General features: G+C 54.8%; 19 protein-coding genes and 1 pseudogene. 7 read left to right on the top strand and 13 right to left on the bottom strand.

Features of this window, described 5'->3' with window-relative positions; genetic code table 11:
* Positions 1 to 11 precede the first annotated feature (11 nt).
* Complete coding sequence (locus tag ACQ86N_RS10285; RefSeq protein WP_431215074.1) at positions 12 to 452, bottom strand: hypothetical protein; 441 nt, start codon at positions 450 to 452, stop codon at positions 12 to 14.
* Positions 453 to 646: 194 nt separating this feature from the next.
* Here ACQ86N_RS10285 and ACQ86N_RS10280 point away from each other — a divergent pair, with 194 nt between their 5' ends.
* Together ACQ86N_RS10280 and ACQ86N_RS10275 are read left to right on the top strand one after the other, a co-directional pair.
* Positions 647 to 871, top strand: a complete 225-nt coding sequence (locus tag ACQ86N_RS10280) for an alcohol dehydrogenase catalytic domain-containing protein (protein ID WP_431215073.1) — start codon at positions 647 to 649, stop codon at positions 869 to 871.
* Positions 872 to 1,087: 216 nt separating this feature from the next.
* Positions 1,088 to 1,651: a zinc-binding dehydrogenase gene (locus ACQ86N_RS10275; RefSeq protein ID WP_431215072.1), complete on the top strand. Its 564-nt coding sequence runs from the start codon at positions 1,088 to 1,090 to the stop codon at positions 1,649 to 1,651.
* Here ACQ86N_RS10275 and ACQ86N_RS10270 read toward each other — a convergent pair.
* From ACQ86N_RS10270 to ACQ86N_RS10260, 3 genes are read right to left on the bottom strand one after another with little or no spacing between them, the layout of a single operon-like run.
* On the bottom strand, positions 1,611 to 2,042 hold the full coding sequence (locus ACQ86N_RS10270) for a hypothetical protein (RefSeq protein WP_431215071.1): 432 nt from the start codon (positions 2,040 to 2,042) through the stop codon (positions 1,611 to 1,613). The two genes, ACQ86N_RS10275 and ACQ86N_RS10270, sit on opposite strands and share 41 nt — an antisense overlap.
* Before the next feature lie 4 nt (positions 2,043 to 2,046).
* Positions 2,047 to 2,211: a hypothetical protein gene (locus tag ACQ86N_RS10265; RefSeq protein ID WP_431215070.1), complete on the bottom strand. Its 165-nt coding sequence runs from the start codon at positions 2,209 to 2,211 to the stop codon at positions 2,047 to 2,049.
* Positions 2,190 to 2,336 carry a hypothetical protein gene (locus tag ACQ86N_RS10260; RefSeq protein WP_431215069.1) on the bottom strand — a complete coding sequence of 49 codons (147 nt, stop codon included), beginning with the start codon at positions 2,334 to 2,336 and terminating at the stop codon, positions 2,190 to 2,192. Before ACQ86N_RS10260 ends, ACQ86N_RS10265 begins: the two co-directional genes overlap by 22 nt.
* Positions 2,337 to 2,770: 434 nt before the next feature.
* Here ACQ86N_RS10260 and ACQ86N_RS10255 point away from each other — a divergent pair, with 434 nt between their 5' ends.
* From ACQ86N_RS10255 to ACQ86N_RS10235, 5 genes are all read left to right on the top strand, one after another.
* Positions 2,771 to 3,268, top strand: a complete 498-nt coding sequence (locus ACQ86N_RS10255; RefSeq protein ID WP_431215068.1) for a hypothetical protein — start codon at positions 2,771 to 2,773, stop codon at positions 3,266 to 3,268.
* A 1-nt stretch (position 3,269) separates the two neighbouring features.
* A complete protein-coding gene (locus tag ACQ86N_RS10250) occupies positions 3,270 to 4,070 on the top strand; it encodes an SOS response-associated peptidase (RefSeq protein WP_431215067.1) in 801 nt (266 codons plus the stop codon).
* Between the two features lie 11 nt (positions 4,071 to 4,081).
* Positions 4,082 to 4,558, top strand: a complete 477-nt coding sequence (locus ACQ86N_RS10245) for a group II truncated hemoglobin (RefSeq protein WP_431215066.1) — start codon at positions 4,082 to 4,084, stop codon at positions 4,556 to 4,558.
* The gene (locus ACQ86N_RS10240) at positions 4,545 to 5,252 is read left to right on the top strand and encodes a DUF92 domain-containing protein (RefSeq protein ID WP_431215065.1); all 708 of its coding nucleotides are present in this window, start codon (positions 4,545 to 4,547) and stop codon (positions 5,250 to 5,252) included. Before ACQ86N_RS10245 ends, ACQ86N_RS10240 begins: the two co-directional genes overlap by 14 nt.
* A 128-nt stretch (positions 5,253 to 5,380) precedes the next feature.
* Positions 5,381 to 5,968, top strand: coding sequence for a sulfite oxidase-like oxidoreductase (locus ACQ86N_RS10235; RefSeq protein WP_431215064.1), 588 nt, complete (start codon positions 5,381 to 5,383; stop codon positions 5,966 to 5,968).
* Between the two features lie 30 nt (positions 5,969 to 5,998).
* On the opposite strand, the gene ACQ86N_RS10230 is transcribed toward ACQ86N_RS10235, so the two are convergent.
* The 9 genes and pseudogenes from ACQ86N_RS10230 to ACQ86N_RS10190 form a co-directional block, all read right to left on the bottom strand.
* The gene (locus tag ACQ86N_RS10230) at positions 5,999 to 6,199 is read right to left on the bottom strand and encodes a hypothetical protein (protein WP_431215063.1); all 201 of its coding nucleotides are present in this window, start codon (positions 6,197 to 6,199) and stop codon (positions 5,999 to 6,001) included.
* Positions 6,200 to 6,290: 91 nt separating this feature from the next.
* Positions 6,291 to 7,397 (bottom strand): sialate O-acetylesterase, encoded by a 1,107-nt coding sequence (locus tag ACQ86N_RS10225; RefSeq protein ID WP_431215062.1) that lies wholly within the window; start codon positions 7,395 to 7,397, stop codon positions 6,291 to 6,293.
* 81 nt (positions 7,398 to 7,478) lie between these two features.
* Positions 7,479 to 8,333, bottom strand: coding sequence for a dihydrodipicolinate synthase family protein (locus tag ACQ86N_RS10220; RefSeq protein ID WP_431215061.1), 855 nt, complete (start codon positions 8,331 to 8,333; stop codon positions 7,479 to 7,481).
* Positions 8,330 to 8,521: a hypothetical protein gene (locus ACQ86N_RS10215; protein WP_431215060.1), complete on the bottom strand. Its 192-nt coding sequence runs from the start codon at positions 8,519 to 8,521 to the stop codon at positions 8,330 to 8,332. Before ACQ86N_RS10215 ends, ACQ86N_RS10220 begins: the two co-directional genes overlap by 4 nt.
* 85 nt (positions 8,522 to 8,606) lie before the next feature.
* Entirely contained in the window at positions 8,607 to 9,986 is a 1,380-nt protein-coding gene (locus tag ACQ86N_RS10210) for a sodium:solute symporter family transporter (RefSeq protein ID WP_431215059.1), read from the bottom strand.
* 10 nt (positions 9,987 to 9,996) lie between these two features.
* The gene (locus tag ACQ86N_RS10205) at positions 9,997 to 10,707 is read right to left on the bottom strand and encodes a sodium:solute symporter family transporter (protein ID WP_431217348.1); all 711 of its coding nucleotides are present in this window, start codon (positions 10,705 to 10,707) and stop codon (positions 9,997 to 9,999) included.
* 2 nt (positions 10,708 to 10,709) lie between these two features.
* The gene (locus tag ACQ86N_RS10200) at positions 10,710 to 11,732 is read right to left on the bottom strand and encodes a galactose oxidase (protein ID WP_431215058.1); all 1,023 of its coding nucleotides are present in this window, start codon (positions 11,730 to 11,732) and stop codon (positions 10,710 to 10,712) included.
* Between the two features lie 157 nt (positions 11,733 to 11,889).
* Positions 11,890 to 12,971 (bottom strand): annotated as a pseudogene (locus ACQ86N_RS10195) (dihydrodipicolinate synthase family protein).
* Between the two features lie 78 nt (positions 12,972 to 13,049).
* A complete protein-coding gene (locus ACQ86N_RS10190; RefSeq protein WP_431215057.1) occupies positions 13,050 to 14,492 on the bottom strand; it encodes a RagB/SusD family nutrient uptake outer membrane protein in 1,443 nt (480 codons plus the stop codon).
* Between the last annotated feature and the right edge of the window lie 7 nt (positions 14,493 to 14,499).

Here is a 14,499-nt window from a genome sequence, read left to right as displayed (position 1 = left end):
TCTTACTTTGTTTAAACCGTCATCATTTTTTCCAGCATCCCGATCCTGCGATAACAGATACCCAGCGGCACTAACCCGATAACCCCGAACGAACAATCGATCAGCCTCCAATAGATAGGAATACCCCTGGCCGCTCCCGCTATAAATGCCAGCGGAAATACCATAACGCAGGCGATCATCCCAAATAGAATGACCCATTTGTTCCTTACCGGGTCCACCAGAGGACCAATAAACGCCACCGCAATGACCAGATGCGCAAATGCCAGCCAGTCATAGCCATAAGCCAGATAGGGCCACCGGACATTGGTCTCTCTCAATGCGGCATATACTTCCTTCACCCAGCCACGTAACCCAATGCCTCCTCCCGGCCAATGACCCAGCAACCACCCCAACTCCGTCTCCAGCCCAAAAGCCGTCACCCCACTCAATACGAGCGCCAGGATGAAAAACATAATCCATCTCCGGATCGTTTTCAACTCTTTACTTGCCATAAAAAAGCACTTTGAATTACAAAGTAAATAACCAAAATCCATCCTTCCAAACATTCAACCAAAAATTTTACAGGTAAAATCTTACACCAAAATGCCGAAAAAGTACAACACCCGGCACCCCGGCATAGCAGACCTTTGCAATGAAACATAAGAACATGAAAGCACTCGTCCTAAAAACATTCAACGCACCATACGAACTAACAGACATCCCTCAGCCCCAGCCCGGGAAAGGAGAAGTACTGGTCAAAATAATGGCCAGCGGAGTCAATCCGCTGGACCTGAAGATAGCAGCCGGCCAGGCTGCCCACGCAAGAGTCACACTACCAGCCATACCTGGTATCGACATGGCCGGCGTAGTAGTAGCAACGGGGAAGGGGTAGCGACATTCGCCCCCGGCGACGAAGTCTTTGGCATGACCGGCGGCATAGCAGGCATACAGGGCTCTCTGGCCGAATACGCCGCGGTAGACGCCGCCCTGCTCGCCAAAAACCCGCCAGCCTGACCATGCGGCAAGCCGCCGCGCTACCCCTCATCTTCATTACCGCCTGGGAAGGACTGGTGGACAGAGCCGGTGTAGGGCCAGGCAAAAAGTACTGGTGCACGGTGGCGCAGGCGGCGTCGGCCATATCGCCATACAGCTGGCCAGGGCGAAAGGAGCGGAAGTCTTCACCACGGTAAAACCGTCCCAGCACGCGCTGGCCGAAAAACTCGGAGCCACCCCTATCGACTATACCCAATTCCCGGTGGAAGATTACGTAAGCGCCTGCACCGGCGGCGAAGGATTCGATATCGTCTACGACACCCTCGGCGGAACCACGCTCGACGATTCTTTCAAAGCAGTCAAAGTATACGAGGGCCACGTCGTCAGCATCCTCGGCTGGGGCACTCACAACCTCGCCCCCCTCTCCTTCCGCGGCGCATCCTACTCGGGCGTGTTTACCCTGCTCCCCCTGATCACAGGCCGCGGCCGCGCACACCACGGCGAAATACTAATGGCGGCAGCCACACTCGCCGAAGCCGGACTACTGACACCATTACTGGACCCAACAGAATATACGATGAAGACAATTGACGGCGCTTATACCGCCATGGAGAACAGAACCGCAAAAGGCAAACTCGTCATCTCGGTCTCTTCCCCGGCGACAACTCCCCGTTCCTAAAGAGATGACCGAATACAGGAGCCTCCGCCGGCGCGCCAGGCTCATACAGCGCCCCGATCAGCTCTTCCCTGTCAAAATCCGAGAAAATGCTAAAGGTCCCCGCCTCCGTTATGAATACCGAAACACAGATATGACTACAAACCGTTTTCCTCAACCCCTCCAGCAATGCCGCAAACCCCACCGCCGGACCGCCCCCACGCCCCGCCAACTCAGCCCTCAACTCATACCCCGCCAGGACATTCCGCTGACTATTCCCCCTCGACGGCCTACTAAAAAATGAAAAAACAACTACCCCCGACCGGCAGACAGCCGGCAGGCTCTTAAGAAAAGAAAACCCCTGCCCCGTGTTCCGGACAAGGTCAATGGTCTGATTAAATCTCTCCTGGATCACGCTGTCAGGACTTTTTCGTTTTTTTGATCTTCCCTTTGCTATTCACATACTCGGCCCGCACAAGGTCATAGATCTGCTCCTCCGTAAGTCCCAAAAAATTACCAAGCATATAAATCTCCTCGAGCGTAAACCTTTCGACCTTCTCCATTAATTTGTTGAACCGGTCCACTTCTTCCCCAGATCGTTTGCAACGACGGTCTTCGGTATGTATTTGAAGATGTCGTTGAACGAAGCGACATGACCAGCCTCATACATGGTCCTGACAATAGTATATCGCTCGTCTCGCTTTATCATAGAGCAAAAGAAAATGAAAATTCCACTTGCCGACCTGGTTACAGCTGTTTTGACTTTTTTATCACCTCGTTCCGTCTCCGAACCTTGCCTGGCAATAATCTGTCGCGGTTCACAAAAACATTCCAACCCTCAAAATTACTAAAAATATTAGCACTCTGCAAACTAAAATATTTAGTATTACCTACTTTTGTTTCCACAAGATTTCACCATGTACCCCGGCAAAACCCGGTTTAGTTTCAAGTACGGCATATTTCCCGCCAGCGAACTCGTCAACACTGCAGTAGAAGAGGGACCGACCACCCACGCCCTGACCAACAACAATACTCCTGCGGGCAATCGTCGAAAAAGTCGGCATCCGGAGCCGCTCAACCATGACCACAGCCTGAACCAAAAGCCGTCTCGTACGAGACGGCTTTTTCCGTACCTTACGCCCTATGTACAACCCGCTGCCTTTATTGTCCACCGGCCTTCTGGAGGACGAGCTCAGGAAAGGCAAACGCTGGTTCGTCCGGCAAACCTATGCCCGGGGAATGACGGCAGGCATCAGCGCAGCCTTCATGATCCGTTCTTACCCCGCCGACGAAGAGTCTACCGCCCTCCAGCATCTCAAGGCCATCGAAAAGGACAGGAACGCCTTCCTCTACGACGCCAGCATTAGCGCACACCTGGAAAGACTGTCGATCGCCGCCCGTCAACCCACCGGATACAGAGTTTTCTACGCCGCAAGAAAAGGCGTGGAATGGACGCCTCCCGGCGACTACCAGCAGAAGATGAGAAACTATATCCGTACGCAGCACTCCGCATGGATACCGCAGAAAGCCGGGGAAAAGATTGAGATCGGCCTCTTCGAAGAGTTCGGACAATTTTTTCTTAAATTCACCTACGACGGACAGGACGATACCATACCATTTGACCTGATAGAAAAATACTAATATGTGCCTCGACATCTCTTACTACTCGGCCTTACAACTGATCGATGACTACTTCCCCGACCTTATCCACGACGGTGATATCCCTTTCGACCTGGACATGGGCATCCACTTCATGGCCCCGGGCCATAGCCGCTACCCCGTGATCATCTTCGAAAATGGCCGCTACCACAGAAAATATTTCGAATGGGGGATCATCGCCGAATACATGGATACCCCCGAAAAGGTCAAGGCCATGCGCAGGTCGATGGTCAACGCCCGCAGCGAAAAGATCCTCGAAGACACACGCTCGTTCTGGCACCGTATCCGCAGGACCCGCTGTCTCATCCCCGTCACCGGCATCTACGAGCACCGCGAGATCAAAGGATGGAAGAACAAAGTTCCCTACCATATCGCGCTGAAAGACCGGCCGATGTTCTGCATTCCCGGTCTCTATCACTATAATACAAAAACCCCGTCCGACCCCGAGACGGGAGAAATGCGGGGAATGTTTACCCTGATCACGCGTGCGGCCAATCCCGTCATGCGCCAGATACACAACAGCGGTGACAACGCGTTCCGCATGCCCCTCTTCCTCCCAAAGGAGACAGAGCTGGAATGGCTCCAGCCCGACCTCAGCGACGAAGCCATCGCCCGTATCCTCGCATATGAGATGCCCTCCGGGCAGCTGGTCGCCGATGCCGTGTACAGCATCCGCGGACGGACGCCACGCCCCGACGGTCAACCGAAATGCGCCCCCTTCACCTACGCCGACCTCCCCGCACTTGGCAACGACGACGGACAAATGCAAAAAGCACTATTCTAAAAATATACACTATGGAAAAAAATATTCCGACTCTGTACGAATGGACGGGCGGCGACGAGACTCTCCAGCGCCTTTTCCGCCTCTTCTATGACAAGGTCCTTCAGGACGAAATCCTTGGCCCGGTATTCCGGACCATGTCCCAGGACCATCCCCGGCACGTAGCCCATTTCGTGGGCGAAGTATTCGGCGGCCCGGCGCAATATACTGCCGAGGACAAAGGGAGCCATGCCATCATGATCGCGCACCATATCGGCAAAATGCTCGACGAGCATCAGCGCCAGCGCTGGATACAATTACTCCTGACAACCGCCGACGAGATCGGCATTCCCGACGACCCCGAATTCCGCTCTTCCCTGCTGGGCTACCTGGAATGGGGTAGCCGCATCGCCGTCATCAATTCACAACAGACGGAGAACCCCGTCGGCGAGACAGAGCCGATGCCCCGCTGGGGCTGGGGCGAAACAGGAGGGCCCTATGTTCCCAAATAGTCCCGGCGACTGGATCACCCTCACCATCATACTGACAGGCGCCATCGCGAGCGCCGCCCTAAAAAAGCTGACACCCCAGGCCGCCATCGCCGGCGCCATCCTCGGCTGGATCATCTACAAAGGAGGCGACCTGCAAGGCATCGGTATGCTGGCCGCCTTTTTCATTCTCGGCACCGCCGCTACCACCTGGGGCAAACGCCATAAACAATCCGTACACGCCAACGCAGACCACCAGTCCCGTCGAACCACCGGTCAGGTCTTCGCCAACGCAGGCGTGGCAGCCCTCGCCGGCCTGGGGGCCATCCTCTTCCCCTCCCACAAACCTCTTTTTCAACTAGCCCTCTCCGGTAGCATATCCTCCGCCATGGCCGACACCCTCTCCTCCGAACTCGGAATGGTCTACGGCAAAAGATGTTTCAATATCTTAACCTGGAAACCCGACCAAAAAGGACAGGACGGAGTCATCAGTATAGAAGGGACATCGATCGGCGTCGCCGGCTCGGCCACCATCGCGCTCATAGCACACCATCACTACTGGATCATCATCCTCGCCGGCACCATCGGCAACCTCGCCGACTCCCTCCTCGGCGCCCTCTTTGAACGAAAAGGCCTCATAACCAACAATTCCGTCAACTTCCTCAATACCCTCGCCGGAGCCCTTACGGCCGTCCTGCTCATCGAAATTTTTGGCTAAATTCGTGGACAATTCCAGCTTATGGACGGATCAGAAAAACTCAACCGCGTTGTCGAAGCCCGCATGAAGCTAAAGGCCCGCTTCGAAGAAAAATAAAACAAACCCCTTCCGTAGCGGACGACCGTCCCATGGGCTCAGGCCGCCCCAACCGCCACGGCATGCCGCTCGTCCCCATCGGACAGATCGTCACAACCAAGTGGCCCGTGCTCGACCTGGGAATACAACCCGATATCGCACTAAAAGACTGGCGTCTTACCATCGACGGCGAAGTCGAACACCCCATTACCCTCGACTGGGAAGACTTTCTGGCCCTCCCACAAACCGACGACACCTCCGACTTCCACTGCGTCACGACCTGGTCCAAATTGGATATGAACTGGAAAGGCGTCCGTCTGCTCGACCTCGCAGCCCTCGTCCAGCCAAAAGACACGGCCACTCACCTGCTGTGTCACGGCTACGACGACTACACCACCAATGTCTCGATGGAAGAAGCACTCAAACCAGACGTGCTCCTCGTACATACCTTCGAAGGCAAACCCCTGCCAAAAGAACACGGTGGCCCCGTCCGCATGATCACACCACAGCTATATGCCTGGAAGGGATCAAAATGGATCAGCCGGATAGAATTTCTCTCAAAAAATAAGTTGGGCTTCTGGGAAGAAAGAGGATACTCCAGTACCGCCTACCCCTGGCGAAACGACCGCTATAGTCACTAAGTCCGGCAGGGCTGCCCAGCTTTTGTCAACTCACCAATTATCCGTCCTGAAAGGGGCAGCGGGCAGCCCTTCAGTATTATATAGATCGCCAACAACCCAGTTCTTATACCCATACCTCACAGCCACCGGCACCGGCACACTGTCCGACACCAACTGCACCCCCTTCGCAACGATACGCGCCGTAGCCCGATAAAACCGTCTGTCTTCACCCGCCACCTCAAAATCCTCCATCGGCTTCCCCACGACGTCAGGCCATTGACAGAATTATCAAAACTAACCGTGACCGTATCCCCCGCGACCTTCATCCCCTTATAGACCGGACTCATATACGGCACCCCTCCCATCCATACGCATCCGCCAGCGCCCAGGCCGCCAGCCGCTGACTGATCACCGTCTTATTGGCCGGATGTATCGTCCTCTCCTCCCCCGCATCCATACTGACCACCATACCCGACCGGGGTATCAGCGCCAAAGCCCGCTGCTGCGCTTCCCGCAGTGGCGCCGCCGGTCCCAGCTTGTCGTTGTAAATAAAGGGCGCGATCTGTACATAATAAAACGGCCAGTCACCCCTCTTCCACAAATCCCGCCACTCCTTTACCATACCCGCCAACAGACGGTCATAGACCTGCGGATTCGGCCTGTTCTGCTCCCCCTGATACCAGATCACCCCTTTTATCCCATATCCTACCAACGGGTTGACCATCGCATTAAAAAGGACCGCCGGCTCATTCTTGTTGATCTTCGTCGTATCCCCATCCGTCAGAACCCTGATGTCCGGAAAGGCTTCCAGACTATGCCTGTCCATCCAGGCCTCGACGACCGTGCCTCCCCAGGTGCTCATGATCATTCCCACCGGCACCTTCAGTCGCTCCTGCAGGATCTTCGCATACTGATAGCCTACCGCGCTGAAATCCCTGACGCTCATTGGCCCGGCTTCTTCCCATGAAGTAGCCTTGCAGTTGACCTCCGGCTTTCTCGTCATCGCCCTTTCGAGACGAAAAAGACGGATCTGCGGATTACGCGAATCCATCAGCAGCTCGGCGGAATGAAGCACAGGCTGATTGCCAAAACCTTTTACCGGCATCTCCATATTGGATTGCCCCGAACATATCCATACTTCTCCGATCAAAACATCGTGAAGCACCTTCTTTTTACCATCATCGAAAGCAACGCTATAAGGCCCTCCGGCCGCTGGCGTACCAACCATCACCCGCCAGCCACCGTTCAATCCGGCAACCGCGCTATACGATCTGTTATTCCATGAAGTAACGACCGTCACCTTTACACCCTTCTTCGCCCATCCCCATAACGCGACTTCCGACTTCTGCTGCAACACCATACTATCCGATATCACGGACGGCAGCTCAACCTCCGCCCGAACACCCACCGAACCCAGCAATAAAAAGAACAACAGAACCCTGATTTTCATATAGACAATTTTTAAAAGAATTCCGGTAAGAATTTCCTCGCGACAACCCGGGCCCCCACGACTTCCTTTTCATCGATCCAGCTATACGGCCAGCGCAGCCTCGTTCCCCACATTCCCCCACCCTCCCACTGCTGCCAGAAATTTATCCAACGCCGGATTCGAATAGCCCGCATTCTTCAACGGCACGATACAGGTAGCAAAGAACTGCAATATCCGCTCCTGCACCCGCAGCGCCCCATCCGGATCGGCACCCATCTGCCTCCACCACGCCTGCGACCCCTTCGGACTAAGACAGGCGACATTGGAATAAGCGCCGGAAGCCACCCGCTCACGAACACCGGTCGCCAGCAAATGCCCTGGAACAAACACCGACATATCCAGATTCAGCGAACGCATCTCCGCAAACCACCTCGCATCGCCGGAAGCCAGCTTTACACCGATCAGCGATGGAATAGCGGTCCGAAGCCTCAGCAAGTCCGCCGGCCCCAGCACCTGTTTGGCGTGCGGCGGATTGTACAGCACCAGCGGAATGCCGCCCGCCGCCTCAGCGATCCGCGCAAGAAAGTCGACCTGCTCTTCCGAAGAGGCAACCACCCAGTCCGGAAGGATCACCTGAAAGGCGTCCGGCGACAAGGCAACACAACGCCTCACCCTATTCAGCGAAATGACCGGGCTCGGATGACCGGCGCCTATTTGAAAAGGCATGCCGGCAACCCGGCACCGCTCGGCCATGATCTCCTGCACCATGTCGAATTCCGTTTCCGTCTGGTTGTGGAATTCGCCGGCGGTTCCATTCGAATAAATACCATCCAGCCCGGCGCCGGCCAGTTGACCGATCTCCTCCGAAAGCCGGCCATAGTCAATCCTGTCATCACTGTTGACAGGCAGCAATAAAGTGCCCCAGTTCCCCTTTAGGGTCTTAGGTGTAAGCATCATTTTATATTATCGATAGCGATCTCTTCCAGTATAATTCCCTCGTAAGGCCGCTGGTATCCCGCCTCATAAAGACAGGCCAGGTTTCCATCCGGCAGCACCGTCAGACAGGAATAGGCCGAAGGCCCTTCATACAATAATTTCTGATAAGGCCAGCTTAAGCCGTCGTTATAGCTGACCCTCACCGTCATGCCTACCCTCGCCGTCCTGCTCGCAGGGTTGGAAAAGACAAGGCAATCCTTCTTCCCGGCAAAATGATACCGGATAAGATTGCCTTCACAGACGAGGCTCGACCAGCGCCGTATCGGGCGGAAGCGCCGACCACTTCTTACCTCCGTTGCGGCTGACAGCTATCTGACGGTAGCGAACATGCCCCGTGTTACGCATATTCAGCAAAAGACGGCCATTCGACAGCTCCGCTACCGTCGCCTCATTGGTGCTGTCCTGTGCAGAGCCACCCAGCTTCCAGCTGCGCCCATGGTCATCGGAATAGATGACATGCGAAGCATTATTCCTCGTCGCCGACTCTTCGTGATTACACGGAATGACTAACCTCCCTTTATGCCTGCCCTTGCTGACCTGCAAGCCTCTTCCCGGCCCCGTGGCATACCAGGTCCAGTCATCCCGTTTTACCTCCCCCGTGATCTCGCGGGCAGACGACCAGCTATGCCCGTCATCCGTCGACGACAGCACAAACACACGGCGCGTATCCTTCCCTGTGCGGTCCTTGATCATCTTCTCCCTGTCCGTCCCCGCATTCCATGTCGACAACAGCACGATGGCCCCCGTTGCCTCATCCACTACCGGAGCGGGATTACCGCAGGTATTGGTAGAATCGTTCCAGACCACCTGCAGCGCGCTCCAGGTCCTGCCGCCATCCTCCGACCGTTTGACGACCAGATCGATATCACCCGCGTCGCCGCAATTATTCTTCCGCGCCTCGGCAAAGGCGAGTACCGTGCCCTTCGTCGTGGTCACGATCGCAGGTATCCGAAAACACTTATATCCGTCATCACCGTTCTTATAGACATAATTGAATGTCTGCGCCGAAACAGCAAACCCACCCAAACAAAGCACCACAACCGCCGTCGCCACCTTAGCAGAACTCCGAAAACTAAAAAGCCCACCTATCAGCAAACAACCCGCCACGGCAAACACAGGGTATAAAAAGAAATTGACCGCATCCGTGCGCTGTAAAAAATACAACCCGATACAGCTGACAAAAAATCCAACAAGGATACCCGTACTGTTGATCCGCGGAAAGAAGATGCCCGCGGCGAACATCCCCGCCAGACACCCGCCAAACAGACCGATGATCTTCAGGTATTGGTCCCAGATAGAAGCATTCTGAAGATAGACGAGATACATCGCTATCAGACTGCCCAGCGCGCCGAGGACCACCGTGGAGCCTTTCGCAAACCGAAGACACTGCCTGTCCGTAGCCCCCTTTCGAAAGGTCTTGTAAAAATCAGTCGTTAGCACCGTAGCGATTGAATTCATGCTCGACCCGATGGTGGACATGGTAGCCGCAAACAGGCCCGCGATCACAAGACCGGACAGACCCGCCGGCAATTGCTGGGAAATGAACCACGGAAAGACATCGTCCACCCGGCCATTCGGGTTCAGCCTGCCGGGGTGATGCCGGTAAAAAACCACAGCGCCGTACCTACCCCAAAAAGATTACGGTGGCCGGTATCACCATCAGCGCATTGGTATAGACAGACCGCCTTGCCTCCCTCTCCGTAGGCGTTGTCAGATAGCGCTGCACCACCACCTGGTCGGAAGTATAGGTTACCAGATTGGTCAGCAGCGTCCCGATGACAACCACCCATAGTACCGGCTCTGATATACTCCAGCCCAGATTCGCCACCCTGAACTTGTCATTGGCGTAAGCCTCCCGGATAAAACCTCCAAACCCGCCGGAAGTATGGGAAGTAATAAAAAAGAAGCTCACCAGGGCCCCTCCCAGCAGAACGAACACCTGCATGACCTCCGTCCAGACGACGGCCTCGATACCTCCGGCCACGCTATACGCCGTCGTAATGATCGTCGTCACCAGTATACACGCAAAGATATTGATCCCAGTCACGGTGCTCAGCACAAGTGCAGGCAGATATACGACGACGCCGAGCCGGCTCAGCTGAAAAACGATAAACGTAAAACTCCCCAGCAGCTTGACCCGCCTGTCGAACCGGATCTGCAGATATTCATAGACGCTGGTCAGTTTGAGTTTTCGGAAATAAGGCAAATAGAAATAAGTTACCACGGGCGCAATGGCCAGCACCATGACGTTGTTCATCACATATACCCAGTCCGTCGCATAGGCTTTCGCGGGTATGGCGATAAAAGTCAGCGCGCTGAGCTTCGACCCAAAAATGCTCAGACCGGCAGCCCACCAGGGTATCTTCTGCCCGCCGAGAAAAAATCGCCCGTAGTGGAACCCATATGCTTCGATACGAATACGCTTATCCCGATGACAACGGCAAAGTATAGCGCAATGACCGTCCAGTCCAGCCCGCCGAACTTTCCGGAAGGCTGACGGGGAGACGCGACCAACACCTGATTGGTTCGCACCGCCGGCCGGGCCTCACCACCGGCTATAACGATATTTCCGTCCCACACGACCAGCGGCGTCGTGACCGGCGCAGGGGAAGGAGTAGCCCCCATTACCGACCAGGAATCCGTCAGGATATTGTAAGCGAGAACGTCCTTCGTAAATCCAGGATGCGAATCCTTCAATACCGCCACCTGGGAAGCCAGGGCCCCGTCATCCCCGCCAAACAATATCAGATGATTTTGCCCTGCATTATACGCCGGCGAAGGCGCTGCAGCCAGAGCATGAGGGAGGTCGGCTATCCGCTTCCACCCCCTGCCCGGAGTATACTCCCAGCAGTCTTTAAGATACTTTCGCAAAGGCACAGGATCTGACGTCATGTGCACTCCGCCAAAAACATATACCTTGCCTTCATATACACCCGCCGCGGCCAGTATCCTCGATACCCCCGGCAGCGGCCTCAGCACCTGCCATTTCCGGCCGGCAGCCGAAAGATCCAAACACCAGAAATTATTCTCCGACACAACGTACACACTATGACCCACGATCACCCCACATCCATTGATCAAAGGCTCGGGCATCGACGGCAAAGAACTCACAACCACCTTCCCGTCAGTATACCTCAAAACAAACGCATCGGAAAAATTTCCACTACCGTTGCCCCCGCCCAGACACACTACCCCATCTCCATAACTTAACGAAACGCCATATCCCATCGGGTGGGGCAGCCGACCAGCCTCCTTCCATTCTCCGTTGGGCCGCTCCAGTACAAAGATCTTGTCATACCAGGTCTTCACGCCCCCCGTCGAGGGACGCCCACCACCGGGGAAATTCGCTCCCCCGGCCACAAGAAGAGCACCATTGCTGACACCCGCATAGCTACCCGCAAAGCCGTCGGCATCCGGTACCTGCCGGGCCGGCTCCAGTTAAAAAATACCTGACCGGCAGTATCCTGACCCATGCTGTTCAAAGTTAAAATACACAAAATGCATACGAACCAGCCTTTCAATGCCGCCATAGCTCCGCAGATTTTATTTGGGACAAAAATTTGGGCTCAAAAATAAATTTTTGTCCCAAAATCACAACTACTTGCGCAGGACTTCGGCGGAGCTGCTTCGCAGAGCTCCCCTTGTCCGTTCCCTTCGCTTCACTCGGGAACGTGCGCGAACTGGACTCCATCCAGTTTGGGCAATTTCTCAAAAAAGACAACTCCGCCAGCTCATTATAAAATTGATCGAAATTTTCCTGGCTCAGCGTGGTCAGCGGCAGCCGGCTCGGCCCGAGATCCCACCCCAGCATCTTCATGATCGCCTTCTGCCCGGGAATGGGCGGATACTTCAGCAATACCCGTATCACCTCCACCAAATACGCATGAGCCTCCCTCGCCCCCTTCATATCTCCCTTTCTAAACGCCTCCATCACGGCCAAATACAGCGGTGCAGCAAAAGTATAGGTGCTCCCGATAGCGCCGCGGGCCCGACAGCCAGAGCCGGCAGCAGCATCTCGTCTATACCGAATAAAATATCGAACCTACCCTTCTTGTAGTTCAGACAGGACTGATACTCCTGCAGGGTAGACGCCGTATACTTTATACCGGCCAGATTGGGGATAGTCCCCTCCGCCAGCTCGAGGAATTTGACCATATCCATACCCACTCCCGTCAGATGCGGGATATGATAATAATAAAAAGGAAGATCCGGGGCAGCGCGGGCTATATCACCCATACAGTTGACCAGGTTCTGGACGCTGGTGGGCTTGAAATAGAAAGCAGCCACCGACGCAAAGGCATCGGCCTTTATCTGAGCAGCATGCACCGCAAGCGCCCGGGCCTCGGTAATACTGCTGTGCCCGACATGTACAATGATCTTCAGTCTGCCCGCCGCGGCCTTTACAAATTCTTCGGCAACAAATTTTCTCTCGTCGATGGTCATGTTCGGTCCCTCGCCGTTGCTGCCGCAAACAAAGATCCCTTTCAGGCCATCTTTGACCAGCTTGTTCACGAGTAAAGGGATCATATCTCTGTTAATAGAGCCATCTTCATAGAACGGGGTAAACGCCGCCGCGATCAATCCTTCAATTTTATTCATAGTTCTTGTATTGTAAACCAGGTTAATTATATCCTTGCGTCTGGGTCAGCTTGCTGTTATTTGCCAACACAGTCGTATTTAGCGGCCAGTATAACGGAGTAGTCTTACCAACCAGGTTGGGTACATAGGTATATACGTTAATGGTGCCCGCAATATGAAATCGCACCAGATCGTACCAGCGCTTGTTCTCGAAGAACAGCTCTCTCCCCTCTCATTCAGCAGCTCCAGCTCGACCGAAGGCTCATCCGTTGCCCCCGCATAGTTGCCGGTACCCGCGCGGCTTCGCACCTTGTTCAGATAGGTGATGGCATCGGTCGTATTGCCCAGTCCGGCATAAGCCTCCGCCTTCATCAGGAACACATCGGCAAGACGATACATGATCACGTCATTGTCCGAAACGCGGTCATCCGCATACTTCGTACCGACATATTTGGTGATCCAGGAGATGCCATTCACGGTGTCCTTCGTCCTGGAATCGATATTCCGCTGTGTAACCCAGGTATACGGGATCCGCTTGTCCTTCGGATTAGTGAACAGCGCCTTCGATTTCGCGCTGATCTGATAGGCTCCCTGACCGTTCGTCGTGGTCTGTACATAGGGCAGGCTGTCGATATTGACCGCTCCCTGTGCGCCACCCACCAGATAAGGCAGTGCATTGAGCGCATAGTTGGCGCCCGTTTCATCCCGCAGATAGTAGGCCGCAAGCGCTACCTCCGTGTTGGCCGACGCACGCGTCGACGTCACCTTGCCGTAGTCGGCATTCAGCGTCAGCCCCGAGGCCTCCACTTCCGACGCGGCTGCAACTACATCATTAAAGTCCGCGCTTCCGCCACCCAAAACTTTTGCGTCCCACAGTTTGGCGTCTGCCTTTAGCGCCTGAACCGAACCGTAGGCGAATCTATATTTCGACGGATAGGTCTTCACCGAAAATCCGCTCACCGACCTGAAATAGAAAATAGCCGAATCCAGATCGCTGAACACCTGCTTCATGACATCCTTCGCGGGAGAGCGCGCCAGCAGCGGCACATTTTCGTCTACAACCGCCTGCAGCATGATGGGCGCATCACCGATGATCCTCGTGAGATGGAAATAGAAATAACCGCGCAGCGCATAGGTCTCCGCCAGTATCCGCGCCTTCGTATCGGGAGAGGAAGAGAAGGAGAATCCTTTTATCTTATCGAAAAGCAGATTGCAGTTGCCGATGGCCTTGTACCAGTCGTTGTAATTCAGCGCCCCCGTGGACGGCGAGAGTATCTGCGACCAGGCGGTGGAGAACCTGGAATTGAGGGCCGGTATCAGCTCTTCGCTCCGCTCGGTACCATAGGTTACATTGTTGGCAAGCGACCGCATCGACGGATAAATGCCCGTCAGATAAGGATCGAAATCCCCCTCGCTCTTGAAATAGGTCTGTTCCGTAATACTGGACTGAGGAGTCACTTCGATCATCTTCTTACAACCAGATCCCACCAGAAGTGTAAGCAAACAGGCCGGCGCTATCAGTATATTTATTATCTTTTGCATGATTGAT

This window comes from Puia sp. P3, assembly GCF_050632245.1.
Lineage (GTDB): Bacteria > Bacteroidota > Bacteroidia > Chitinophagales > Chitinophagaceae > Puia.
Note: the sequence above shows the minus strand (reverse complement) of the source record. Positions and strands in the feature narration are given on the sequence as shown.

Coding starts and splice junctions, on each gene's coding strand:
- ACQ86N_RS10235 (WP_431215064.1), top strand. CDS start 5,381: ATGGGCTCAGGCCGCCCCAACCGCCACGGCATGCCGCTCGTCCCCATC.
- ACQ86N_RS10240 (WP_431215065.1), top strand. CDS start 4,545: ATGTTCCCAAATAGTCCCGGCGACTGGATCACCCTCACCATCATACTG.
- ACQ86N_RS10245 (WP_431215066.1), top strand. CDS start 4,082: ATGGAAAAAAATATTCCGACTCTGTACGAATGGACGGGCGGCGACGAG.
- ACQ86N_RS10215 (WP_431215060.1), bottom strand. CDS start 8,521: ATGACGGTGAGGGTCAGCTATAACGACGGCTTAAGCTGGCCTTATCAG.
- ACQ86N_RS10225 (WP_431215062.1), bottom strand. CDS start 7,397: ATGAAAATCAGGGTTCTGTTGTTCTTTTTATTGCTGGGTTCGGTGGGT.
- ACQ86N_RS10230 (WP_431215063.1), bottom strand. CDS start 6,199: ATGGAGGATTTTGAGGTGGCGGGTGAAGACAGACGGTTTTATCGGGCT.
- ACQ86N_RS10280 (WP_431215073.1), top strand. CDS start 647: ATGAAAGCACTCGTCCTAAAAACATTCAACGCACCATACGAACTAACA.
- ACQ86N_RS10220 (WP_431215061.1), bottom strand. CDS start 8,333: ATGATGCTTACACCTAAGACCCTAAAGGGGAACTGGGGCACTTTATTG.
- ACQ86N_RS10255 (WP_431215068.1), top strand. CDS start 2,771: ATGTACAACCCGCTGCCTTTATTGTCCACCGGCCTTCTGGAGGACGAG.
- ACQ86N_RS10285 (WP_431215074.1), bottom strand. CDS start 452: ATGTTTTTCATCCTGGCGCTCGTATTGAGTGGGGTGACGGCTTTTGGG.
- ACQ86N_RS10190 (WP_431215057.1), bottom strand. CDS start 14,492: ATGCAAAAGATAATAAATATACTGATAGCGCCGGCCTGTTTGCTTACA.
- ACQ86N_RS10260 (WP_431215069.1), bottom strand. CDS start 2,336: ATGATAAAGCGAGACGAGCGATATACTATTGTCAGGACCATGTATGAG.
- ACQ86N_RS10250 (WP_431215067.1), top strand. CDS start 3,270: ATGTGCCTCGACATCTCTTACTACTCGGCCTTACAACTGATCGATGAC.